The sequence below is a fragment of the Algoriphagus chordae genome (assembly GCF_003254055.1).
Classification (GTDB): domain Bacteria; phylum Bacteroidota; class Bacteroidia; order Cytophagales; family Cyclobacteriaceae; genus Algoriphagus; species Algoriphagus chordae.
The window spans coordinates 1-26,086 of sequence record NZ_QKZT01000024.1 but is presented as its reverse complement, the minus strand read 5'-3'; the positions used below and the strand labels follow the sequence as shown (position 1 = coordinate 26,086).

Below are 26,086 nucleotides of genomic sequence, written 5' to 3'. Positions count from 1 at the left end.
TTAGTAGAAAATGAGGTAAATGCAGATCATGATAGCCACTAGGACTATGCTCAGCACCTTGGTTTGTTTGGTGGAGCCTTCTAGTTTGAGATAGAAGTCTCCTGAGATTATCATTGGAGTTTTATCTGTCCAGCTCACTATCCAATAAATCAATGAAGAGACTATAAAGAATAGGCAGGTTTGGCGAAGCCAGTTGATGTTAAGTCCGTCTGCACTGGAAATGAAGTTTTCTACTCCTCCGATTGGGATGTATTTCTCTACGATAAATACGATTCCTGCGAATAAACTCCCGGCCAATAAGGTCAGGAAAGCCGCCCTTGAAGTTCCTTTAGGCGAAAGAATTCCATATAGAAATACTGCTACTATAGATGGAGCGAAGATGGAAAACATCTGATTGATGAGTTCAAATATGGCTCCTAAGTTCCCTAGAAAGGGCGACCAGATTACAGCTATTACGAGCACTACTACCGCGGAAATTCTACCAATCCGTATTTTGGACTGGTCCGTCAGATTGGGGTTGATTCTGCCGAAAACGTCAAATACCAATAAGGTCGAGCAACTATTCAGTGCAGCAGCTACACTACTCATCACCGCTGCCAAAAGCGCAGCGACCATCAGTCCTTTCAGCCCAATAGGCATCAGGTTCATGATCAGGATAGGTAGTACAGATTTGGTATCTTCACCTATCTCTTCTCTGAATAATGCAAAGGCTAAGATTCCCGGAACGACCATGATAAAGACTGGAAGTATTTTGAGGAAACCTGCGAATATGGCGCCGAGCTTTGCTTCATTTTCGGATTTGGCTCCCAATACCCGCTGCACGATAGTCTGATCCGTACACCAGTACCAAATTCCCAAAATCAAATGAGAGAAAAGCATATCTGGGAAAGTAAATCCCTTGGCTTCTGTGTCAAAAGCCACCGCTTGCAGTCTATCCGCGCTGACGACTTCTTTAAGTTCTGCCATGGAATGAATTCCCACATCTGAAAGAGCGAATATTGCTAAAACTGTAATAGTCAAAGAACCCAAAATCAGGATGACTGTCTGTACTGTTTCGGTCACAACTACCGAAGATAGACCTCCGATAATAGTGTACAACCCTGTAGCTCCAGCGATAATAAGAATGGAAATAACAATGTCCAGTCCGAATACTTTCTCGAAAACCACCGCGCCGGCATAGAAGCTCACACCTATATGCATAAAGAGTGCAGCTAGTATGCTGAAAATTGCCAAAATCATCCTGGAGCGGTGATCATAGCGTTTTTCCAGAAACTCTGGTAGTGTGGTTATTTTTGTTCTTAAGTAAAAAGGAATGAAAACGAAGGCTAGAATTAATAGCTCAAAAGCAGAAAACCACTCGAAGTTCCCCCAAACTATGCCATCAATAAATCCCGATTCTGCCAGTCCTACTAAGTGAACGGTAGAGATATTGGATGCAAAGAGTGAGGCGCCGATGACAGACCAAGTCAATGTCTTTCCTGCTAAAAAATAGCCTTCACTGGTTTGCTTTTTTCTTCTCGAAAACCATAGGCCAACTACAATTATCCCTACGAGATAGAGCACTATTACTGAGAGATCAATATAACTAAGTGAGGTCATTGGGTCAGGCCAAAACGCCTTTATGTTTTATTTCCACGCCTAAATTATAATAATTAGGGCGTAGGCACTAGTTTATTTAGGAAAGTTTTTTTGATTTCAGCTAATTTGGTATCGAAAACCACCGGGAAGGCTGTATTCGCATGAAAATTAGGTAAGGGTGAAATTGCCAAAAGGGGTGATAGTCCTTCATTTGTATGAAGAAATGAGTTAACTGCGCTGAATATAATAAAAACACTTAATTTTAGGGCTATAGACCAAGTTATTGGAATCTATCATTTAGCTATTACTTTTAACTTACCTTAATGTTGAAAAGCTTATAAGCTCGTCGTTTGATTTACACTTAACCTTTTATACTTGATGAATTCTTTATTTAAACTGACCTGCTTTTCAGTTTTAATTGTCATGGCCATTGGCTGTAAGCCAACTGAGACTGAGGAGCAAAGCGAAAAGCGTCCGAACATAGTTTTTATTATGGCTGATGATCATGCCTACCAGGCGATCTCTGCCTATGGTGAAGGCTTGAACGAAACTCCAAATATTGATAGAATAGCCAAAGATGGGGCGATCTTCACTCGTGCTACCGTGACCAATTCGATCTGTGCTCCCTCTAGGGCAGTGCTACTGACAGGAAAGCATAGCTTTATGAACGGCAAGGTGGATAACATTCAGCCATTTGATTGGGAGCAGGACAATTTCCCAAAACTGATGCAAGCAAATGGTTATGCTACGGCGCTTATTGGCAAAATCCACCTGGATGGGCAGCCTCAGGGTTTTGATTATTCTATGGTACTACCAGGTCAGGGGAATTACTACAATCCAGACTTTTTGATCAATGGAGAGAAAAAGAGAATCGAAGGATATGTGACTGACATCACGACTGACCTGGCCTTGGACTGGTTGGAGAATGGCAGAGATAAGGAAAAGCCTTTCGTTTTGCTATACCACCAAAAGGCTCCGCATAGAAACTGGAAGCCGGCACCTGAGTACTTGACGCTATATGATGATAAGGAATTTACTCCTCCAGCTAATTTCTTTGATGAGGAAACAAACTATCAGGGAAGAGGAACTGCTGCTCGTGAGCAGGAAATGGAGATCGACGAGATCATGCGTTGGGGATTGGACTTAATGCTGGAAGTTGACCCTTATGGAGATAGTACAAATCTGAAAGGGCAATTGCAGCGCCTTAATCCAGAGCAGTTGGAAGCTTGGAGAGCAGCTTTTGATCCGAAAAATGCTGCGTTCTTGAAAGCATACGGCCAATTGGACGAAAAAACATTGAGCCTAGAGAAGAAGCGTGAGATCGCTATCTGGAAATACAATCGCTACATCAAAAACTACCTACGTACGATCAAGTCTGTGGATGATGGAGTAGGTGAGGTGTTGGATTATTTGGAAGCAAATGGCTTGGCTGAAAACACCATCGTAGTTTACACTTCTGATCAAGGTTTTTACTTAGGAGAGCATGGTTGGTTTGACAAGCGCTTTATGTACGAGGAGTCATTCCGTACGCCTCTTTTGATGAAATTTCCGAAGGAGATCAAGCCAGGAACTTCTATCAAAAGCCTAGTGCAGAACTTAGATTTTGCTCCAACTTTCCTTGATTATGCAGGGATCAATATTCCGCAGGAAATGCAGGGAGAATCTTTCAGAAAGCTCGTGAGCGGAGAAAGCGATGTTTGGAGAGATGCCGTGTATTATACCTATTATGAATACCCTGCTGAGCATAGTGTGAAAAGACATAATGGAGTGGCTACAGATCGCTACAAGCTGATTCACTTCTATTATGACATTGACGAGTGGGAATTGTACGATCTGGAAAAAGATCCACGTGAGATGAATTCTGTGTACGATGACCCTGCTTATGCTGATGTACGGGAAATGATGCACAAGAAGTTTGATGAAGTGAGAGCAAAATATGGTGACAGCGACGCGAATGACAAACGCTTCTTGGACGAGTACATGGAAGTTTATAACCGTCGAAATAATAAATAGATGCTGGTGTAGGGCAGAATTAGACCAAAAGGCTCTATCCGTCTAACTTCAGCGTAGAATCTGAAATAATACCTTAAAATGAAACATACTTTAAAATCGATTTTCCTCGGTTCTCTAGCCGTACTTGCTTTTTCCTGCAAGCCAGAGGAGGCTGCTAATACAGCGGAGAGACCAAATATCATTTTCATCATGTCTGATGATCATGCTTATCAGGCGATTTCGGCCTATGATAATACCCTCATCGAAACACCGAATATCGACCGAATTGCCGATATGGGGATGCTGTTTACCAATGCATCCGTGACCAATTCTATCTGTGCACCTTCTCGTGCCACTATTTTGACGGGTAAGCATTCTCATATCAATGGTAAAGTGGATAATCACTTTCCTTTCGATACTACCAATGTGACTTTCCCTCAGATTCTTCATGATGCAGGTTATCAAACTGCCATGTTTGGTAAGCTCCACTTTGGCAACAGTCCAAAAGGCTTCGATCAATTTAAGATTCTGCCAGGTCAGGGAGCGTATTACAATCCTGATTTCATCACCAAAAATGAGGGTAATATCAAAGTTGAGGGTTATGTGACGGATATTATTACCGATATGACTTTGGATTGGTTGCAGAATGAACGTAAAGCCGATCAGCCCTTTATGCTCATGTATTTGCACAAAGCACCACACCGTGAGTGGCTTCCTGCAGAACGCCATGTGGAGGAATTTACCAACAGGACTTTCAAAGAGCCAGCAACTTTGTTCGATGATTACTCTGGAAGAGGAAGAGCTGCTCATGAGGCGGAAATGAATCTGTTGACAGATATGCACTGGTCAGGTGATTCCAAAGTATATCCTGAGGTAATGGATGAATTGGGTATTGCCGAAAACTCAGGTTGGGACAAAGGAGCATTTGAGAGAGAAGTTGGAAGAATGAATGAGTCTCAGCGAGCAAACTGGGATAAGGCCTATATGAAAGTCAATGAAGACTTTAAGAAAGCCTATCCTAGTATGACAGAAGAGGATAAGATGAAGTGGAGATATCAGCGCTACATGCAGGATTACCTAGGTACGATCAGAGCTGTAGATGAGAATGTAGGTCGTGTGTTGGATTATTTGGAGGAAAATGATTTGATGGAGAATACGATCATCGTCTATACTTCGGATCAAGGTTTTTACTTGGGTGAGCATGGCTGGTTTGACAAGCGTTTTGTGTACAATGAGTCTTTCAAAACACCTTTATTGATGGCTTGGCCGGGTAAAGTTGAAGCTGGAATCAAATCTGACGAAATGGTTCAGAATCTTGATTTCGCGCAGACTTTCTTGGAAGCAGCAGGAATCGATGCACCTTCAGATATGCAGGGCGAAAGTTTATTGCCACTGCTTACTGGCGAAACAGATAAGTGGACTCGTGAAGCGGTGTACTATCACTATTACGAATATCCTTCAGTACACATGGTGAAGCGTCACTATGCGATCATTACCAAGGAGTATAAATTGGTTCACTACTACTTTGACAATGACGAGTGGGAATTGATCGATAGATTGAAGGATCCTATGGAAATGACCAATGTATATGATGATCCCGCTTATGCTGAGATCAGAGCTGAGCTTCATAAGCAGTTGGATGATATGCGTGAAAAGTATGGGGATAGCTCAGAACTAAGTCAAGAATACATTGAGAAATACCTAGACTATATCCAAGAGCATAACTCTTATAATGGTGGTAAAAACACCGAGTTGATCGATAAGATTTTTGAGGATAGAAAGAAATAAATTTTCGTGATTATCCTCAATTATGTCAGTCACCTTAATTTCTTTGGCAACTGGCTGGAAGACCTCCCGATAGCTATCGGGAGACGGGTGACCGAAGTACCGTCAATATTAGTGTTAAACATTCTAGAAGTCTCTTTAGGAATTTTTCTAGGCTGTTTTCTGGGATGCTGAATTTAAAGTTTAGCTTATGATAGAGCCCCAGCGGATTAGTTCGCTGGGGCTTTTTTTAACCGCAAAGTTCGCGGAGGTTAACGCGGAGAGCGCAGTCGTATGTCAGGCTGCGCGAAGTCCTAGTCAGGCTGAGCGAAGTCGAAGCCCCTTTTTAATGTGAGTAACATAACTGTCCTCGTGCCTTCAGACTTCCGTTTTCTGGGTGCTGGGACTGGCAATACATATCGCGAATTTTATAATTTTTCATTGGTAGCGAAGCCGCTATATACCTTAGCAAGTCGTTGCCAAGCTGAGCGAAGTCGTTGTCAGGCTGAGCGGAGTCGTTGTCAGGCTGAGTGGAGTCGAAGCCCCTTTTAAATTTAGTTTACATTTTTGTCCTCGACCTCTAGACTTCCGTCTTCCGGGTGCTCGGACTGACACGATTTGTGGTAAAAAACATAAAACGTCCTTGGTAGCGCAGTCGTATGTCAGGCTGAGCGAAGTCGAAGCCACTTTTAATTTAGGTAGCATTAATGTCCTCGACCTCAAGACTCCCGTCTCTCGGGTGCTCGGACTGACACGGTTTGTGGTAAAAAATATAATACCTCCTTGGTAGCGGAGTCGAAGCCTTTTTTAGGTAAGTAAAATAAATGTCCTCGACCTCAAGACTCCCGTCTTCCGGGTGCTCGGACTGACACGAATTTCCCCTCGGACTGACACGGTTCGCGCTAAAAATCACATTTTATTAAAATCTATTTTTTTAGCCATTTGAGCTTCCTAATTTGAGTAAAAATCCCCAAGCCCATGAATAACCTCCATCAACTCTACCCAATCTCTCCTGAGGCAAAAGCCTTTTACCAGGAAAATAACTTTATCAAACTCAAGCAGGTACTAAGTCCGGAGGAAGTCGCACATTTCAATGAAGTGATTTCAGCAGAAGTCCAGCGGAAAAACACTCAGGAAAAACCCATGGAGGAGCGGGATACCTACAGCAAGGCATTCTTGCAGATTTTCAATTTGTGGACGGAATCTGAGGAAGTGAAAGAGCTCGTGATGAGCAAGCGGTTGGCTCAGATAGCCTAAGATCTGATGGGATGTGAGCGTGTGCGGATTTACCACGATCAGGCCTTATTCAAAGAGGCAGGTGGAGGAATCACGCCTTGGCATGCCGATCAGTATTACTGGCCGATAGATACGGATAATACGATTACGGTATGGATTCCTCTTCAGGCAACTCCTCTGGAGATGGGGCCTTTGGAGTTTTCAGCCAAAAGTCAACAGATCGTATTCGGACGAGACCTACAAATAGGAGATGAGTCTGAGTCAAAAATCAAGGATAACCTTCGCATCAACAACTTTGAGCATGTGATCGAAGCATTTGATTTGGGCGAAGTGAGCTTCCACTCAGGATGGGTATTCCATCGTGCCGGAGCCAATCAAACCGATCAGATGCGTAAAGTGATGACCGTGATCTACATGGATGCTGAAGCCAAATTGATGAATCCAAAAAATGACAATCAAATCCACGACTGGCACACCTGGTGCCCGGGAGCGAAGATCGGTGAAGTGATCGATACGGAATTGAATCCTATTGCTGGGGGGTAGGCTAACATGCTTTTATCTATTTCTTTCTTAGGATCTTGCAAATTCAATTAGTGGCTGAAATATATCATTATCTGCTTCTTTTACTGCTTTCAAGTATGTACTTCTTGTGTCGCCTTGATACTCTAAATCACCTGTTTCCCAGCTGAACATTGGTAAATCATAGCAAGGTTAAAACTTGACTTAAACAAGTATTATGTCAACTTAGAACCTGACAAAATAAAATCATAAAGGGTATAGCCTGATAAATATGGGGTTTAATTAGGGGTGTTTTACACTTTTAAGTAGTAATTAAGGCTTGTCCCAATCTAGAAAAAATCAAATCCATGATTGGAATACCTGGTGCCCGGGAGCGAAGATCGGTGAGGTGATCGATACGGAATTGAATCCTGTGGCCGGAAGTTTGGAATAAGGGCTTTGGATTGCATAATGTGTCGGGAAACTCTCTACATCTCAAATTTTCACGGAAAGTCTCAAATCGGATATAAACCATTTATATGCGATTAATTTTTTTATTAGGTTAATTGGCCTAATTTCATTGCTCGAACACAAACTATACAGATAAAATGCAGGCACTCCTTCTTCTTAGACCTAATGTAGTCGCTCTCTTCTTGACGCTTCTAATTCTTTCTGCTTGCTCTATAGAGACCTCCACTTCTCCCAATATTGTTATCATATACGCAGATGATATGGGCTATGGAGACTTAAATATCCAAAACCCAAATTCCAAAATCCCAACCCCAAATCTTGACAACCTGGCAAGAGAAGGAATGCGTTTCACAGATGCGCATAGCTCTTCTGGAATCTGTTCTCCAAGTCGCTACGCTCTACTAACGGGAAGCTATCATTGGAGAAGACAATTTGGAATAGTCGGGTCTTTTGGGAAACCATTTTTCGCAGAATCGGACGTTACATTACCACAACTATTACAAACTAATGGCTACACCACAGCATGTATAGGAAAGTGGCATTTGGGTTGGGATTGGGAGTTCGAGAACCAGCCGACCGCGGAAGTCAACCAATGGGGACAAATGACCAAATACTACCTATCGGAAGATATTGATTGGAGTAAGCCTATCGCCGGCGGGCCTCTGGACAGGGGCTTTGATTACTATTTTGGTGATGGAACGATCAATTTCCCTCCTTATGCTTGGGTTGAAAATGACAGAATAATCCAAGCTCCAACGGAGACGATGGACATCAATAATATTGGTTTTGAAGTAAAAGAAGGGAGCTGGGAGTTCCGTCCAGGACCAAAAGTAAAGGACTGGAATCCGTATGAGGTACTTCCAACTTTGACCAAAAAGGCAAAGGAGTGGATCAAAAGCCAGGACAAAAACAAGCCTTTCTTTCTCTATTTTGCACTTCCGTCACCTCACGCTCCGATTATTCCCAATGATGAGTTTGATGGAAAATCTCAAGCGGGTTCCTATGGAGATTTTATGGTTCAGACTGATTGGGTTATCGGAGAGGTGCTTTCAGCTCTCAAAGAAAAGGGATTGGAAGAGAATACCATTGTGATTTTCAGTGCCGACAACGGCCCGGAGCATTATGCATGGGAAAGAGCCGAGAATTTTGGGCACTTCAGTATGGGGAATTTTCGTGGATTAAAAAGAGATGTGTGGGAAGGTGGACACCATGTTCCATTTATTGTAAAATGGCCAGGGCATATTCAAGCTGAATCAGTATCCAGTGAAGTGATTTCACAGATTGATGTGATGGCAACTCTTGCCAATATTGTTGGGATAGAAATTCCAGAAAAAGCAGCACCTGATAGCTATGATTTTACCCCGGTTTTTACAGGAAAGGATTATAATTCCCCATTGAGAGAGGCTACTATTCACAATACCAATGCAAAAATCTGGGGGATCAGAAAAGGAGAGTGGCTTTACATCAATGACTCAACTGGAGGACTTAGACCATTGCCAGAATCATTCAAAGAATTGACTGGATATACCGATTTTCATACCGAAGGACTTCTCTTTAATATGAAAGAAGACCCAGAGCAACGGGACAATCTATTTGAAAGAAATCAAGAAAAGGTCACGGAATTAAGGACACTTTTGGAGGATTACAAAAACAGTGAGTCCACTGCAAAAAGAAGTAAGTAATCAATCCTGCTAATTCGGATCATGTTTTTGGTAAAAAACTAACGGGATACAACTGTCGCCATCTGCCAAGATTAATTCCAAATGTACTGGAAGAGGAAGACGTAGTTAAAAACTCCTCCAAGCAGTCTACATGCCTATTCTACTCTACTTGGAGAATGCCAATCAGATTGACGATTGGAATACCTGGTGCCCGGGAGCAAAGATCGGTGAAGTGATCGATACGGAATTGAATCCGGTTGTGGGGGGTAGGGCAACGTTTTGCAGTTAACGTAAGGTGTTCAACCACCACATACTTATATAGAAGCACGACCTGCAGGCTTTATTTTTCTATAAGTTTAAGTTTCTCTTTTACTTGTTTGATGGTATACGATTGAGAACTATTCATGTAAAATTGCTCTTCTATTCGTTCTATAGTATGTAATATATATTTCACATTTTCGTGCAGTGAGGATTTCTCACTCATGAATTCTTGCAAACTTAATTTAACGAGCTTAAAATTATCTTCTGAAACAAGGGCAATATTATAAAATGCTCCAAGTACTTGAGAGTTGAATCTTTCAAATCGATCTACTTTGATTTCTCTTATATAACTAAGTTCAAGCAGTTCAATTAAGTAAGGGATAGTATCTATGGTCCTGAGGCTATTTAAACACCTAACACGACTTGTGTCAACATTATTTTCAACATTATGGTTAATCCACGCAACATACGCTTTTAGGCCTTTTATGTTTCCTAGGCTTACAAGTATTTCTGCTGCTTTCCCGATCACTTCATTATCATTACTCTTTTCAAGAATTTTTAGCAAATATTCTTCGACAAATGATTCTTGGTTAATGACTTTTAGCTTATCAAGTATAGCCCATCTAATCATTGGGTCCGCTTTATCTATAATTGATTTAATGCTTTCTATGTCTTTAGTAAATTCGAAAAACAGGTCCAAGAGTTCTCTTCTTAGGAAGTCGCTTCTTTTCAAATTTATTATTTCATCAAGTATGAATGGATAACTCTCTTTAACCTTGTTTTGTGCTAAGTATTTGATATGATTCTTTAATACTGAACTATCTGCTATACCCTCCTCAATATTCTCAAGCATTCTATCCACTATATCTTTATATTCCAGTTTAGAAACAATGTATTCTATTCCAATCCAATCATTTCCTTCAAAGAAGTCAAAAGAAAGCATGTCAAGAAGTTCACTTTTCGAATAATCTATATTAAACCTCTTTGAAAAATACCAAATATACATGGCCATTGTTTTATAGGTGATTCTGCCATCATCATATACTTCAATAGCCTCCTTAAAATTCACCTTCGATACATTTGCTATACACCATTGCTCTATCCATTGTATTTGTTCAGAATTGATATCCAGCTCCTTACGGTTTTTGATGTATTCATAAATATGAGAGATTCTATACCATTCTTCATTTGTGTCTCCCTCAAACCACTTCATAACTTTTTCTTTGCTTATGAATTGGCTATTTTTCGCAAATTCACTTAACAATCTTAAAGAGATACTTGGGTAATACTCATTAATATCTACCCATCTATTGTTCTCCTTCCTCATCTCAAACAATGCATCAAAAGAGAGCTCCTCCTTTTTTTCCTTTTCAAATACTCCCAATGTAGCTTCTTTAAAAGCCTTTTGATCAAAAAGTAAATTGAAATCAATTTTCAACATTTCTTCACGTAAAGCTTTATAGTCTATTTGTTCAGGTTTCTTTATCACGAAATCTGTTTTTTCATGTATCAAATTCTCAAACTGATCTCGATGCTCATTATTTACCCATCCCATTTCAAAATAGATCCCTTCAAGTTCCTTGTTTGTAAGATTTCTGACTAAATACTCATTAATAATGAATTGCATCAACTCAGGAGTTATTAGCTTTGCTATTGCCAATGAATTATTCTTTTCTTTATCATCCTCTTTGCATATCCATATTTCATGGAATGCTTGCTCTCTCGTGTTTGTTCGATCGAAGAATTGAAGAACTAAGTTGGTTTTTTCCAACTTGAATCCTCGGATATCTTTTTTGAACCAATTAAGAAGTGAATTAAAAACAGAATTGTCTTTTCCATATGCTTCCACAGCATTGGTAACAATGGCTTCAATAACCTTTTCTGAATCGTATCCATATTCGAACTGTGTACTGTCTGATATATACTTAACTATTTCTTTAATACCATTTGGGGTTTTAATACTTTTAACACATTCTTTAAGATTCCACTCCTCATCCATAAGAGAAATATCATTTCTTTCACCACTTATTTTTTTATCTGTTAACTCATACCCTTCTATTAAATAATTTACATAGTCTTCCAATACATCTGATTTTAAAAGAATGGCGTACATGGCAGCTCGTATATATTGATTTTTTTGACTACCAATTTTTTCCATTATTTTTTCAATAGTATTGGCTCCTGTAAATCCAGCCCATGTAAGTGAATATATAACTGTATGGATATAGTTTGGATCGTTAATGTTACCATCAATTTGTTCCAATAGAAGGTTCTCTATTTCTGTCTTTACATCATTGTCTTCGGTTTGAAAAAGACCTATTAAGCGGATAGCATTTATATGAACTGTCCTTGTATTCTCGTCGTTTTTAATTTCTTCTATTAAGAAACGCAAATTTGATTCTGACTGACCAAATCTTGCCAACTCTCTATCACTAAACTTATTCGAACTAATCCATACGTCATGATTCTTATAGTAGTTAAATATTCCCTGAAATATCTGAATTTTCAAGTCTTCTGCAACTTTATCAGGCTCAAATTTAACTATGACCTCTTTTTCGTTTTTCAGCATCCATTGAAGTAATTTCTTGAATAGATTGCTTTTAGGATCAAGAATGCTGAATAAAAATGCCAGAGTATTAACCCAACTCGGTATAAGTTTTTCATATTTTGGTGCAAAAGAAATGAATTGAACCACTTTGTCAAAATCAAGATTAGATAAAGCCTTAGCAGCAAGAAATTCCTGAATATTATTGTGTTCAAACTGCCAGATTTCTTCCTCACCATCACTTTTCTTGAAAGCGGTACAATATTTAAGTGAATTAAATTCTTTACTGGTGATTAATAATAATAACTCGGATTCATTGATCTGATTTTTAGACAAGGTTTCCATGCTAAGCGCTACCTTTTGTAACAGTACTATAATTTCCTGTTTTTTGCTTCTTAAGTCAACTGTAGATTTATAATGGTTTTGATCAAGTTCTATTCTACTGAGAATGAACATTTCATATAGATTTGCCCTATTTATAGAAAGTTTTTGCTCTCTATTGAAATGATCTGCTAATAGCATAAGGAAAAATGGTCTTGTTATTAGGTCATCAACATTAGTATTAAATGCTTCTTGAATAAAGTTATCTGATTCAGGTAAATTGTATTTCTTTTGATAATAATCACTAGCATCTTTTATTGTTAAATCATTAATCAAATACGGCTCAAACCCAGACAGAGTGCCAGTCGAATTATTTACTGGCAATTCATAAAAGTTCGTACGACAGGAAATAATAATTTTTATCTCTTCATATTTATTTGAAAATGCATTGATTTGCCTTACAGCGGTATTAAAATGTTGTGGCTGAATTTCATCCAATCCATCCCAAATTATTATGAGTAATTGACTAGGGATTTTTTTCCAAACTTTGGGAAGAAACTCTTCAATTCCTTTCTCGGGTGTATAAGAGTTGAGTTTTTGAAATAACGGTATTAATGGTGATTCTTTCTTGTTTAGATTATGAAATAGGCTTATTAATTCTGTTGATTTACCTGAACCTGCATCTCCTAATAAGATGATCCTGTTTTTTGATTGAATTAGTTGAAAAAGGCCTTGTCTTTCTAATTCGATAAAAGGTATGTTCTGTTTTTCTTTGAATGAAGAAAAATGAGAGGTAGTTCTTGCAATATATGTCTCTGGTACTATTTCTATTTGAGATTGAGAATTAGTAATTTCATAAATGGTTGTTTCTTCCAAAAAGGACTTCTTGTTTTCGATTTTGAGACCCATACACAACTGAGTTGCTTTTGACCATAGTAGGTCCGTAATTTTCCTTTCAAAGTCTCTTTCATTATCAAACGAGTTACAGAATCCATTTCGTTGTTGGGATATTTCAAATTCAACTACCCTTTTAATCTCTGTAATTACCTTTGGGTCGAAGATATGTGTAGGTGTTTCCTTTTTAAAGAAGAGGTACATTTCAGGATTCTTGCTTGTATTCCAACTTTCAAATGCCATGCAAAATTCTCTGTACGTCCCTGAACCATAGTCCTTACCAGTATTTGGATTGATAATTCCAGTATCAGAACCAAACTTTTTCCACCATATTCCTAAGTACAGATCGTAATTACCTAATTCAGATTCTATTTCAGTTTGAGGATTTACACCAAATTTTCCGGTTATTTTACTCCACTCCTTTACTAAATATCGAACATCACAATGGATCGAAGCTAATTGATTGTTTATCCGGTCGCAAATACTCTCTACAACTTGTTTTTCATGATCTACATCTGAAGGATTCGAAACAAAAACTTGTATTTCAACTGGGTTTCTCATTTATTCAATTGTATCTAATATGTGATTTTTTCTAAGAGTTTTTAAATTTTCAGGTAATGTCTGTGCATTCGCAGCTATCTTTTATTTTATTCTCTCCAAAATCGTAGCTTTCTTACCTTGAAAATTTCATAGTTCAAGAAAGTAAGTTTTGACTTTAAATTCATACCCTATGCAGGGTATTTTTATCGGATAGATCAAATAGTCGAAGATCTTTTTCTATCATCCTCTCTTGCTACTTTTATCCCTTGACTGTTCTTTCCAGAAGTAACCACAGGATTGCTAAAATCCTAAAAAGCCCTATTTTATGATTTCGTTTATCCCAAACCCTAACCTGAACCCATGAAGCCGACCTATACTTACAACCAAACTTATCTTTGGCTGATTAGCCTTACTGCTGCTCTGGGAGGGTTTTTGTTTGGCTACGATTGGGTGGTGATAGGAGGGGCCAAGCCATTTTACGAGCCTTTTTTCAATATTACTTCGGTGGGCGATCAGGGTTGGGGAACAAGCTCAGCTCTGATTGGCTGCATGATCGGAGCGGGGATTTGCATCTTGATTTCGGATAAGTTGGGGAGGAAAAGGTTGCTGATCGCCTCAGGTTTATTGTTTTCCATATCGGCTATAGGAACTGCCTTGGCTGCTACTTTCTGGGAATTCAATTTCTATAGAATCATCGGCGGTGTAGCGATGGGAGTAGCGCTAAACCTCTCACCGCTTTACATCGCCGAACTTTCGCCTCCAGAGAAACGCGGTAAAATGGTGACGATTAACCAGCTGCTAATAATGATCGGAGTTTTGCTGGCTCAGTTGATCAACTGGCAGATTTCACTTGCGGATACGCAATTAGCCGATGATGCTACTTTCGAGATGATAGCGGCGAGTTGGTCTGGTCAAAACGGCTGGAGATGGATGTTTGCTGCAGAAGCTGTACCTGCGCTTTTATTCTTTGGTTTAATGTTCTTCGTGCCTGAGTCTGTGCCTTGGTTGATCAAGAATAAGGAGGAAGATAAAGCTCGAAAGATTCTTGTGAGAATCGGTGGAGAGAACTACGCTCAGGATTCTATCGCCGAGGTGAAAACTACCTTGAAGGAGGGGGATTTCGGCCAAGTGAATCTGAAGGAATTGTTCCAGAAGCGAATTATGAAACTACTCGGAATCGGTATTTTCTTGGCTTTTCTTCAGCAGTGGTCTGGGATCAATGTGGTGATTTATTATGCTGCGGATATCTTCCAGGCTGCTGGTTACAATCTCAAGCAGATGATGTTGAATATCGTGGTGATTGGCGGGGTGATGGTGCTATCGGTGTTCATCACCATTTTCACTGTGGATAGATTTGGCAGGAAGAAACTCCTGCTGATCGGTACTTCTGCGATGGCAATTTTGTATGGTCTGATCGGTTACTTTTTCTACATAGATCTTGGCGGAAATGCTGTAGTATTTGCTGTATTGACCAATGTGATGTTTTATTCCTTCACCTTGGCACCCTTGCTTTGGGTAGTGCTCTCAGAGATTTTCCCTACGCGAATCCGTGGGGCTGCTATTTCCATCGGAGCGCTTGCGCACTGGGTTGGGAACTTCACCTTGACCTACTTCTTCCCAGCAATCCGTGAGAACCTAGGATGGGCAAATAACTTTTGGTTGTATGGTGCTATCTGCGCTTTTGGGTTCCTGGTGATTTATTTCGTTTTGCCAGAGACTAAAGGGAAGTCCTTGGAAGAGATAGAAAAGGAATTGGTGGGGTGAAATCAGATAGAATAACTAGATCTCACCGAAACCAAAAAAAGAATCAAACAAATCCCTGAAATGATAGCCGGATGAATCCCGAATATCACGAGAAGAAAAAGTAGGAAGAAAAGCAAATAGGATAATTTTAAAGCCCTTTCTTGGTCTTTTATCAATTTGATCATTCCATTCAATCCCATATTCAGAGAGATTAAAAGAATGAGTAAAGAGGCTAGAGCGGATAGATTTTCACTCGTGCCAAATTTATAAATCAACAAGACGAGTTCAGGCAAAAGAATGAGAACCATAGGGACGATATGCTGCCACGACTTCCTTGCTACGCTGAGCGGCATATTGAGAAAATAGGGTAGTTGGTCTGTTTCGAAGTTGTGCTTCTCCAGCCAAAGAGGGAAGTGAATATAAGCAGCACAAAGCAATCCAAACTCCAGCCAACGCAGGTCGTAGCCACCACCAAAATAGAAGTAGAAAAATCCATTCAGCAGGAAGATGCTGATGATTTTCACTGCCAGAATCAGCAGGGTTCTGTTTTCTCTCAAATGCATCAAAAACCAAAACTCGAACTTCAGCTTCTTGAAAATTGCAGGTCTAACTCGTGTGCTTTCGGGAAATGGCTTTTTGAGTTTAAAATAAAGGAGTGTGATATCAGCCAGAAAAATCCCGATAAGGAAAAGCCAAAGTATCCCAAGTTTTACTCCAGCATGAATCCCAATTCCTACATAGCTCAGCAAAATAGAATAGACCAATATCAACACATGATTTGCTAGCCAGACAGGAAGAAAACTCCAACTGAGTTGTTTCCAGGATAAAAAACCTAATTGATGAAAAACCCGATAGTGCTTTTCGTTTACAAGGCGAATCTGAAATCGTTTTTGAAGAATTGCATAAGCAAGAAAAATGAATAGTACTGCGTAAAAGCCAGTGGGATTCTGAAGGACACGCTCAGCAATCATAAGATGCTGAGTCATTTCCATAAAGACCCCGAATACGACGAGGACCAAAATAAAGAAGCCTAAAAAAGCCCGGTAGAAGGTGATTACAAATGATTTGAAAAACAGCTCATTCATGATTCTGAATAAGTTTTCCTTCAGCGATAGTCAGTACAGAGTCGTAAGCGAAAAACCCTTCAAAGTCCGCGATATGGGAAGTAAGCAGGAAACTGGTGCCCTGTTGAAGTTGCTGGTTGATCAGTTCCGTCAAACGCTTCTGCGATCCCACATCGATAGTGGTATAGGGTTCATCCAAAATAATCAAATTTGGCTTGCCCAGAAACGCCAAGATCAATCCTGCTTTTTTCAACATCCCGGAGGAATAGGTAGAAATAGCATTTTTCGAGAAATCACCGATCCCCAAGATTTCTTTTAAAGATGTAATCTGAGAATTGTCAGCTCCTTTCGTTTTGGCTACAAAAGCAATCAATTCGTCAAGACTTAGGAATTCAGGGAATAAGGGTTCTGCTTCAGAGTAGTTGACAAGCTTACGAAAAGGGATAGGGTCTTTCTTCAGCGAAATTCCGTCCAACTTAATCTCACCTTCAAATGCATGAATCCCGGCAATAGACTTGAGTAAAGTGGACTTTCCCGAACCGTTTTCTCCCTTGATTAGATGTATGCCTTTGCTCAAATGGAGTGAGTCAATCTCCATATGGAAGCCAGTAGGATATGTTTTTTTGAAGTGCTGGATTTCGAGCATGTATATTACTTGACGTTATTTAACCACAGAGTACGCAGAAGTCAGGCAAAGTGCGCAGTTATCCTTCTTCTCCAGAAGCAGGATTAAGTATTCTGGATAAACAATCAATTTCAGAATTTCTAGGTAATAGAAGGAGATGTTTAGGAATTTTAACCATCCTAGATGTGAATTTACTGAGGATAGTAAACACATGATTTTAGTTTTTTCACGACTTTCCAGTGATCTACTAGGAAGTTTCAGTGGGTCAATTTGCAAGGATTTATGTCCACTGATGCTCAAGTCCCGATTGAACCACAAACTCAAACATTGCATGGGTACTTGTGCACATCAATGATAATGAATAACTTAAGGTGCTTTGCAGTTCATGATATGTTCTATTTGCTTCTATTTTTGGCGAATACAAACTTAACCGAGGCGACATTTTTAGAAGGCCTGAGTAAAATTGAGTTCTCTCCGAAAATGTGTTTTAGTATCAATTCAAAGATTTAAGTGTATGTACTTATTGGCCCACCTTTGAATTGCTTTTTTATAACTAAATAATACAAATATGATTAAGGCACTAGGTGCAAGATTCACCGAGATTTTTAAAAAGTATATGCCTGATGCATTTGTCTTTGCATTGGTTTTAACAATTATCATTGGATTTTCGGCTTTAATTTGGACCGATTCTTCCATAATGCAGGTCATTCAAGCATGGTACGAAGGTTTTTGGATGCTTCTTGAATTTGGCATGCAAATGATTCTCATACTGGTTACTGGATATTGTATTGCGCTATCTCCCATAGTGAAGAAGTTGATTTACAAGTTGACCCAATACATTCATAGACCCAAGCAAGTATATCCGTTCATAATTGTAGTTGGGATGATACTTAGTTGCATTAGTTGGGGTTGGATTGTGATCACTGCCGTCTTGGCTAGGGAGTTGGCCTTACGAATTAAGGGAATCAATTATCCATATCTCATTGCCTGTGTATATTTTTCGGGAGTATTTTGGGTTTCTGGCTTTTCCAGTTCGATTCCACTTTTACTTAATACAGAAAATAACTACCTGATTGAAGCGGGGATTTTGTCTGGCACAATTTCAACTTCCTATACTCTTGGATCCATTTTGAATATATCAATTATCATTTTTTCAGTAGTGGTTTCACCTATTATTGTTTATCTATTAATTCCAAAGGAAGAACAAGGACTTGAAGAAATGCTGATAGAAGGAAATCAAAAGGATGTTTCCACCATCAAAGAAGAAGCGGAGAGTATGAATCATAGCGTAAATACTGTTTCAGATAAGCTGAATAGCAGTAGCATATTACAATACTTTGTAGCTGCAATGGGGCTTGCCTATATCGTATATCATTTCAGCGCAAATGGCATGGATATCAATTTGAATATTATGATTTTCATTTTCCTAATTGTGGGGATGTTCTTGCATAAAACAGCCATACGATACGTCATAGCCATGAAACGTTCAAGTATGAATATTTCAGGAATCCTGTTCCAATTTCCTTTTTATGCCGGGATAATGGGGATAATGATTCATACTGGATTAGGTGATCAACTCGCAAAAGCTATGGTGTCCATTGCAACGATTGATACCTATCCGCTTTTAGCCTTTATCAGTGGGGGATTGGTCAATTTTGCGATTCCTTCTGCAGGTGGGGAATTTGCCGTAATTGGACCTAGTATTATTAATGCTGTGAGAGAAATTGGCGAGGGATTACCAGAACAAGAGGTAAACCAGATGATTGCTAGGTCAGCCTTATCTATTGCCTACGGGGAAACTCTTACAAATTGCCTTCAGCCTTTCTATCTGCTGATTATTCTTCCAGTTATGGGCCTGGGAATTAAGATACAAGCTAGAGATGTAATGGGGTATTTAATTATACCATTCTTGGTGTTTTTTATTGCCTGGTCACTTATGGTGGTTTATGTTCCGATTTAGGGGTTTAATAGCCAGAATGATCTCGGCAAGCCCATCAATCAGCACTCAGCCTCGGCCATTGTAACTCAAATCTAGAGTTGGGATGATGAGAAATTATGGCTACGCAGTAATTGCAAATATCCAAATAAGAGATTTACATCATCTCCTTAAATGGACTCTCCATGCTGCGAAATATCCAATCCTACTTCCTCGTATTCTGGCCTTACTCGTAGCGTTACAAACTTGTTGAGTAGGAAGAAAATCGCATAGGCCATTCCAAAGGAAAAGATCGAAACACCTACCAATACGAGCATGTGTGAACCGAAAATAGCCCAGCCTCCATGGAGTAAGCTAGAACCTTCCTTGCCGGCAAATATCGCTGTTAAGATCATTCCCATTATGCCACCGACTCCGTGACAAGCAAAAACGTCTAAGGTGTCATCTATTCGCTTAAAGAATTTGGCATGCATAGCCATATTTGAAACTATTGCGCCTACTGCGCCGAAAAAGAAACTTTCCGGAACGGTGATGTATCCAGCTGCTGGGGTGATGACTACCAGCCCCACTACTGCACCGATACATGCTTGCAAAGCAGAAATTTTTCTTCCCTGAATTCTATCAAATAGCACCCAAGTCATCATGGCTGTGGCAGAACTGATCGTGGTAGTGGCAAAAGCTAAGGCTGCAGTGGCATTTGCGCCAAAAGAAGAACCTGCATTGAATCCAAACCAGCCAAACCAAAGCATTCCTGTTCCCAGAAGCACATAGGTGATGTTCGATGGTTCGTGTCGAGGCTTGTTTCTTTTTCCTAAAAATAAAGCTCCAGCCAGCGAGGCTAGACCTGCACTGATATGCACCACAGTACCTCCTGCAAAATCCAATAAACCGAAATAAGATCCAATCAGTCCGTTTGGATGCCAGACCATATGTGCTAGCGGAGCATAGACGAATACGCAAAAGATGCCGATAAAGAATAGATAACCGATAAATCTAACGCGCTCCGCAAAGGATCCAGTAATAATCGCTGGTGTGATCACTGCGAATTTCATTTGGAAAAGAGCGAATAGGATAAATGGAATCGTCGGTCCCAGCGTTTTGTGTGGTAGTTCTGCTACTTGATCAAAGAATAGGTATTGGAAAGGATTTCCGAAAAGACCGTATTTGACGCCATCAATGGTGATGCCGATGGGATCTCCAAAGGCGATGCTGAAACCTACGACCACCCAAAGCATAGTAACTACTCCTAAGCAGATGAAACTTTGTAGCATGGTGGAAATGAGGTTTTTCTTGCTAACCATTCCTCCGTAGAACAAAGAGAGTCCCGGCGTCATTAGTAAAACCAAGCAGGAAGCTGTGAGCAACCAAGCGATGTCAGCAAAGACCAAATCATTGTCTGTTCCAAAATTCTCAAGTATAGGCTGGCTGTGTTTCCAGAATAACCCTAATACTGGTGCTGCAATCGTAATCAGAAACGCTACTTTCCACTTGAATTTCATTCCACTTTTTTCCATGCCCCAAAAGTAGAATATTTAATGTTTTATTCTGTATTATTTGATAATTACAGAATAAAAAATCAATCCAGAGGCGGAAATGATCAAAAAAAGGGCTGGTTGAGAAACTCCGATATCTGTCTCTAAATGTGTCGAACACAGAACTTTACTATCCTTATTATTTCCTTAGACAGATCGACATACTTCAAGAAACTCAGTGAGCGGGTAGATTTAATTTTGAGAAGGGGAGGAAAAGTGTGGCCGAACCTGTCCGGCGGAACTACTCGGATGGCAGAAATATATTAGTATTTCAATGCTTAATAGCGCCATTTTAAATTGATTCTGCTGCTATCCAGTTATCTACGTTTTCTTCCAATACATCTAGTGGAATAGTGCCGCTACCCAATACCACATCATGGAAGGCTCGGATTTCAAATTTTTCGCCAAGTTTTTCCTTAGCTATTTTTCTTAATTCCTTTATTTTTAGTTCTCCGATTTTGTAGCTAACCGCCTGTCCAGGCCAAGCTATATATCGATCCACTTCTACAATGATGTCGTTTTCTGCGATCCCTGAATTTTCTTTGAAATAGTTAATCGCTTGGTCTCTCGTCCAGCCAAACTTGTGAATTCCTGTATCGACCACCAGCCTGATGGCGCGCCATATTTCCCCTGTCAATTGACCATATTTGGAATAAGGATCTGTATAAAATCCCAGCTGCTCTCCCAGCGACTCGGAATACAATCCCCATCCTTCGGAATAAGCGGATAAATATATAGTTGTCCTGAATTTTGGGACATTTTCCAATTCCTGAGCAATAGCTAATTGCAGGTGATGCCCAGGCACCGCTTCATGTATGGCTAGTGCCTCCATGGTATATTTAGGTCTGCTTTTTAAATCATAAGTGTTCACATTAAAATAGCCTGCTATACCTCCTTTAAGAGAACCTGGCTGATAATATGCAGTAGGGGAACTTTTTGCTACATAAGAAGGGATTTCCTTAATACCATAGGGAAGTCTGGGTAAGTGTCCAAAGAGCTTGGGAAGCATCGGGTCTATTCGTTTGCAAATATCACGATAGGCCATCATCAATTCCTCAGGGCTATCAAAGTAGAATTGTGGGTCATTTCTCATAAACTCGTTGAATTCATTCAGACTGCCTTCAAATCCAACCTGTTCCATAATCCCAAGCATTTCATGCCTGATCCTTTCTACCTCCTGTTTGCCTAGTTCATGGATCTCATCAGCAGTCAAATTGGTGGTAGTATTGTACCGTACTCGTTCGTCATACCATGCAGCCCCATTTGGCAGATCACTCAAACCAAATGTTTCTCGGGTATTGGGAATGTATTCATTTTGCATAAAATCAGAAAATGCCTGCAGGGCTGGATTGATTTCATTGGTTACGGCCTTTCTGGCTATGTCCTGAATTGTTTCTGGATTTTCCAGATCTATTTTTTCATTGACTGCGCCAAGAGGCGAGTAGAACACGCTTTCATCAGGGTTTTCAGAAATTAGAGATTGTAGTTGCGCTGGTACCTGGACAACTGTGTTCTTTGGCATAACAATGCCTTTTTCCAAACCTTCCCTTAGAGTTTCCTGCAGACCGGCGAGTAAGTTCGGTACGCCGTGCAGTCGAGCAATTATTTTTTCTGCATCATTTTTATTATTCAGAGGCATCATTTGGAGGATTTGAGGAATGATCTGATGAATGCCATTTACTTGATCAATGATTAAATACTGTTCAGGATAGGAACCCAAAAGTTGGTATTCCCCGTCAATTATCCGGTTGTAGATTGCATAGTTGATTTTCTGGTCATCCGATAACTTTTCCGAATCAAACCAGTCCTTTGTGGCATGAAAAAGTCCAAGGTTTTTAACTTGTAAATCTTTTCCTTCCAGAGACATATCATCCCACAGGTGGTTATAAGTAGTATCACCAAACATGGTCGCCATCGCAGGAGAAGTGCTCATTTGGTACTCGTAGTAGAGTTCGAAAAGCGCCTCTAATCGTTCACTTTCCAACTCAAAGTTTTCAGGATTTTCAATATAGGCCAAGCGGTCAGCGATGGATCCATCAGGTAGGGAAGGGGTCTCTTTTGGGCTGTCAGTACAAGATAAAAAAACAGTCAGAATGGTGAACTGTAGCAGGAAGTTTAGAAAATTATGCTTCATAATGATGATTTATTATTGTTGACGGACTATCAGAATTAGCGAAGGAATTATTTTTACTTAGCTTTCTGTGTACTACTTGTTTTGTAAACATCCGTCTATATTCAAGGCTGTTCTATAGGCGGGACGAATGATTAATTTTTTTTGGATTAACAATTGAAAAAAATCATCAGACAAGAAATAATATGCCTAAAGTAGAATTAAACATATCATTTGCTTGCCTGGTATTCAGCTATTGTGATTTATTTAATATATGCATGAAATGCTACTTTGTTGAACTCATACCCATTTGGCATATTGCCGTCTCTACTTGTTATACCTACTGGAGTATACCAATATAGAAGTAGGTCATTAGGGAGTCTCTTTACGAACAAATTGATTGGTTGAGTCTTTCCAGGAATTTCGTTTGGAAAAGCATAAAATTTAGGCTTGGCAGGTGTTTTAAAACTCTGAGGAGTTACGCTGCTCATTGAATAGTAGTATATAGGTGCTGGATTTCCATCTTTGTCCTTGGCTTCCAATATATACTCGTAGACTGGTACAGTTCCAGCTTCGTTACTTTTAAAGACATAAAATGACCCCCAGAGTCCTGCTGGGTATGGAAGGCCAATTTGGAAGATCATTTCTGCTGGAAGTCCTTTATAAGTCTCATTACGGCTTATGTTGAGGATTCTTACAGCTTTCTGAATACTCACTGGAGTACTATGTGGGGCAGCCTTCATAGGATACAAACCTTCTCCCTCATAAAAACTATATCCGCCAGAAATCGATACCCCTAAGTCATATCCGCCTGCAACACCAATAGTAATAGACGGTCCTGAAAATGTAAATCCTAATGCAGCGTTTATCCCAGCTATCGCCACAAGACTGCCTTCTGCTCCCCAGAACCAGCCTCCTGCATCTTTGGCTTCGAACCAATTAATGGTCACTGATGCGCCTGAGGATCCTCCCAAGCCAAGCCCAACTGCAGCACCTAGACTTGAGGATCCACTGTAGATGGCAGTTCCAGAGTTAGGCCTATATTCATTTAGATCGAAGGTTATACTTTGGAAAAAGCTTCCAGCTATCACTACACCACCTCCACCACCGAAATTAAGTGAAACTGATTTGGGCGGGCCATTGAAAAGGTCTCTTGACCTATTTCCTTCTCCAGGCACTGGTCTTGGATAAACTGGGTCTTTATCATTGGTGAGTCTTTTTATCTCTGGAGCATTTATTATCTGCGACAGTAATTGTTCATTAGTAGAGTTAATAAAGTTTTTCTGTGCAACTGCTGAGCCTATATTTTGCACTAAGGATGAGCTAAATAAGGGCTGTAACAAATTGTATGTCGCCTTTACATGATCTATGTCAAATGTGAAAGATCGTCTACGTTGCTCATGGGCAGGAATCAAGAATTTAAATAAATTGTTTGTTCCTACTTTTGTAGAGTCTGTAGTGAAAGTCCAATTTGACGATCCTGATGGTGCAGGCATTCCTCCGCCATTTGTAGCTGAGATGTACTTGCCTTCTTTTGTCTTTAGGCATATTACATTTCTTTCTAAAAAATGGATAGTGATATTGGTGTCATTAGCTTCCTCAATTAAGGTTAGCTCTTCTGATCGATTCCCAATATGTCCTAACAGACCTGGATTAGCATTACTTGGAACTCCGATGTAGTAATTCCCTGCTGTTTTCAATGCAAATGAACCTGAGTTGTCTACGATTTCCAACACGAATTTTTGATTTTCGTCTGGTGTAGCCTTCTCTACTAGTTGTAATGGAAGTGCTTGTGCCTGAGCTGCGCCTGATGCATTATCCATGGCGAGCCAATGATATCTATCGTTAAAAATTAATCTAACATCAACATTTTCTGAGGATTTCATAATGATTGGTATTGAATTTTAAAAAGAATTTTAGGGAATAAGTAATCTGATTTTATTGCTTATGAAATACATTCTGACTTAAAAATATTTCCATTTATAGGGATAGTGTTGTATTCTCATGTACATGATTATTTGTGTTTGTCAAAGAGTTTTTTCCGCATAAATAGCTCAATTGTATACCTTGAGTATAGAGCTTAATGGTACTTCAAAATCCTGGATTTTTCACTAAATAAACTCAGGATAACTGCTTATACAGTAGTTTTTGAATTGAAATGGCCTAGAAGAGTCTGTCTAAATGAGGTCAATGCCATTTCCGCTTTATTCTGTTGTATCCCTTACAAAATACTGGGATATCGTACTGGTTTTTGTTAAAAATCCCAGGTCCTTAAAAGTACCCTTCAAAAAAGAGGCAGATACTATCGCCTTTTCAAGGTCTGCATTTTATTTTGAAATGGAAAGGATCCTTTAAATTAAATCCTCTCTTAAATGGATAGAGGTTTCTTGGCTATGGAGGCTTGAAATACTATACTTCAATAACATTAACTTATTGATGGATATTCCGGACAATACTGACCCCTGTTCCGGTCATATTGACCCCTCTAAAAATGGGTTTGGTACTATAATCTGTTAGGCTGACAAGTTTACATTTTTTTTCTGAGACTTTCCCCCTTTAGCTCTATCCTGTAAGATGAGTGGACCAATCTGTCAAGAATAGCATCGGCAATGGTCTCTTCCCCGATGATATCGTACCAACTCGAAACGGGCAGCTGACTGACGATTACGGTTGATTTCTTCCCGTGCCTGTCTTCTATCATTTCCATAAAATCTATCCTCTGCTGTTGTTCCAGGTGTGTCAGTCCAAAGTCGTCCATGATCAGCAGGTCTGTCTTGGCCAGTTTGTCAAAGAATTTCATTACTGTCCCTTCCAGCCTTGCCATTTTTGTTTTAAGCATCAGTTTCTGTGTATTGAAGTAAGCGGCTTTAAATCCCAGAATACAGGCCTGGTGTCCCAGCGCAGAAGCCATATAGCTTTTTCCGCACCCTGTTGCACCGGTAATCAGGACTGATTCCCCTTTATTGATGAACTCTCCGGTTGCAAGTGTGGTGAGAAGCAGATCGTCAAGGCCTCTTACCTTGTCCAGTTTGAGCTCCTCTATGGAAGCTTTATACCTGAATGCCGCATTGGTTTCAAGCCTTTTGAACCTTCTGTTGTCCCTTTCAAGTTCTTCCGCCTGTAGCAACAGTTCAAGACCCTCAGTGAGTGAGAGGCTTTGGTTTTTTCTTGTTTCCATGAGGGCCGTCCATGTTTTGGACATGCCGTGCAGCTTGAGTCTGGCAAGCTGCGATTGGATCTGGTTTGTCATAGTTGTTAAAATTTAATTGTCTGTTGGTTACTGTAATATGCTTTTCCCCTTAAGTTCTGGTGTTT

At 39.9% G+C, this 26,086-nt stretch carries 16 protein-coding genes; 8 read left to right on the top strand and 8 right to left on the bottom strand.

The annotated features are described in order from the left end of the window. Complete coding sequence (locus tag LV85_RS19455; protein ID WP_111322591.1) at positions 1-1,599, bottom strand: sodium:solute symporter family transporter; 1,599 nt, start codon at positions 1,597-1,599, stop codon at positions 1-3. 357 nt (positions 1,600-1,956) lie between these two features. Between LV85_RS19455 and LV85_RS19450 the strand changes: the two genes are divergently transcribed. The 6 genes from LV85_RS19450 (at position 1,957) to LV85_RS22110 (ending at position 9,489) form a co-directional block, all read left to right on the top strand. Continuing rightward, positions 1,957-3,591, top strand: a complete 1,635-nt coding sequence (locus LV85_RS19450) for a sulfatase family protein (protein ID WP_111322590.1) — start codon at positions 1,957-1,959, stop codon at positions 3,589-3,591. Between the two features lie 78 nt (positions 3,592-3,669). After that, on the top strand, positions 3,670-5,358 hold the full coding sequence (locus LV85_RS19445) for a sulfatase family protein (protein ID WP_111322589.1): 1,689 nt from the start codon (positions 3,670-3,672) through the stop codon (positions 5,356-5,358). A 954-nt stretch (positions 5,359-6,312) separates the two neighbouring features. Beyond that, positions 6,313-6,591, top strand: a complete 279-nt coding sequence (locus tag LV85_RS22415; RefSeq protein ID WP_317046473.1) for a hypothetical protein — start codon at positions 6,313-6,315, stop codon at positions 6,589-6,591. 6 nt (positions 6,592-6,597) lie between these two features. Further along, positions 6,598-7,113, top strand: coding sequence for a phytanoyl-CoA dioxygenase family protein (locus LV85_RS22410; RefSeq protein WP_317046472.1), 516 nt, complete (start codon positions 6,598-6,600; stop codon positions 7,111-7,113). A 563-nt stretch (positions 7,114-7,676) separates the two neighbouring features. Next, positions 7,677-9,221 (top strand): sulfatase family protein, encoded by a 1,545-nt coding sequence (locus LV85_RS19430; RefSeq protein WP_111322588.1) that lies wholly within the window; start codon positions 7,677-7,679, stop codon positions 9,219-9,221. A 130-nt stretch (positions 9,222-9,351) separates the two neighbouring features. Continuing rightward, positions 9,352-9,489, top strand: coding sequence for a hypothetical protein (locus tag LV85_RS22110; protein WP_158531213.1), 138 nt, complete (start codon positions 9,352-9,354; stop codon positions 9,487-9,489). A 51-nt stretch (positions 9,490-9,540) separates the two neighbouring features. On the opposite strand, the gene LV85_RS19425 is transcribed toward LV85_RS22110, so the two are convergent. Further along, entirely contained in the window at positions 9,541-13,782 is a 4,242-nt protein-coding gene (locus tag LV85_RS19425) for an NACHT domain-containing protein (RefSeq protein ID WP_111322586.1), read from the bottom strand. Between the two features lie 339 nt (positions 13,783-14,121). On the opposite strand from LV85_RS19425, the gene LV85_RS19420 reads away from it, so the two are divergent. Beyond that, positions 14,122-15,525, top strand: coding sequence for a sugar porter family MFS transporter (locus tag LV85_RS19420; RefSeq protein WP_111322584.1), 1,404 nt, complete (start codon positions 14,122-14,124; stop codon positions 15,523-15,525). A gap of 2 nt (positions 15,526-15,527) precedes the next feature. Here the strand turns inward: LV85_RS19420 and LV85_RS19415 are convergent, their stop codons facing one another. After that, positions 15,528-16,589 carry a hypothetical protein gene (locus LV85_RS19415; RefSeq protein ID WP_111322582.1) on the bottom strand — a complete coding sequence of 354 codons (1,062 nt, stop codon included), beginning with the start codon at positions 16,587-16,589 and terminating at the stop codon, positions 15,528-15,530. Beyond that, the gene (locus tag LV85_RS19410; protein ID WP_111322580.1) at positions 16,582-17,214 is read right to left on the bottom strand and encodes an ABC transporter ATP-binding protein; all 633 of its coding nucleotides are present in this window, start codon (positions 17,212-17,214) and stop codon (positions 16,582-16,584) included. The genes LV85_RS19415 and LV85_RS19410 overlap by 8 nt, the downstream gene beginning before the upstream one ends. A 547-nt stretch (positions 17,215-17,761) precedes the next feature. Here LV85_RS19410 and LV85_RS19405 point away from each other — a divergent pair. Then, complete coding sequence (locus LV85_RS19405) at positions 17,762-19,153, top strand: short-chain fatty acid transporter (protein ID WP_111322578.1); 1,392 nt, start codon at positions 17,762-17,764, stop codon at positions 19,151-19,153. Between the two features lie 146 nt (positions 19,154-19,299). Here the strand turns inward: LV85_RS19405 and LV85_RS19400 are convergent, their stop codons facing one another. From LV85_RS19400 to istB, 4 genes are all read right to left on the bottom strand, one after another. Further along, entirely contained in the window at positions 19,300-20,643 is a 1,344-nt protein-coding gene (locus LV85_RS19400; RefSeq protein ID WP_245942382.1) for an ammonium transporter, read from the bottom strand. 310 nt (positions 20,644-20,953) lie between these two features. Continuing rightward, a complete protein-coding gene (locus LV85_RS19395) occupies positions 20,954-22,795 on the bottom strand; it encodes a DUF885 domain-containing protein (protein WP_111322576.1) in 1,842 nt (613 codons plus the stop codon). A gap of 239 nt (positions 22,796-23,034) precedes the next feature. Next, complete coding sequence (locus tag LV85_RS19390; protein ID WP_111322574.1) at positions 23,035-24,657, bottom strand: fascin domain-containing protein; 1,623 nt, start codon at positions 24,655-24,657, stop codon at positions 23,035-23,037. Between the two features lie 641 nt (positions 24,658-25,298). Next, complete coding sequence (gene istB, locus LV85_RS19385; RefSeq protein ID WP_111322572.1) at positions 25,299-26,021, bottom strand: IS21-like element helper ATPase IstB; 723 nt, start codon at positions 26,019-26,021, stop codon at positions 25,299-25,301. Between the last annotated feature and the right edge of the window lie 65 nt (positions 26,022-26,086).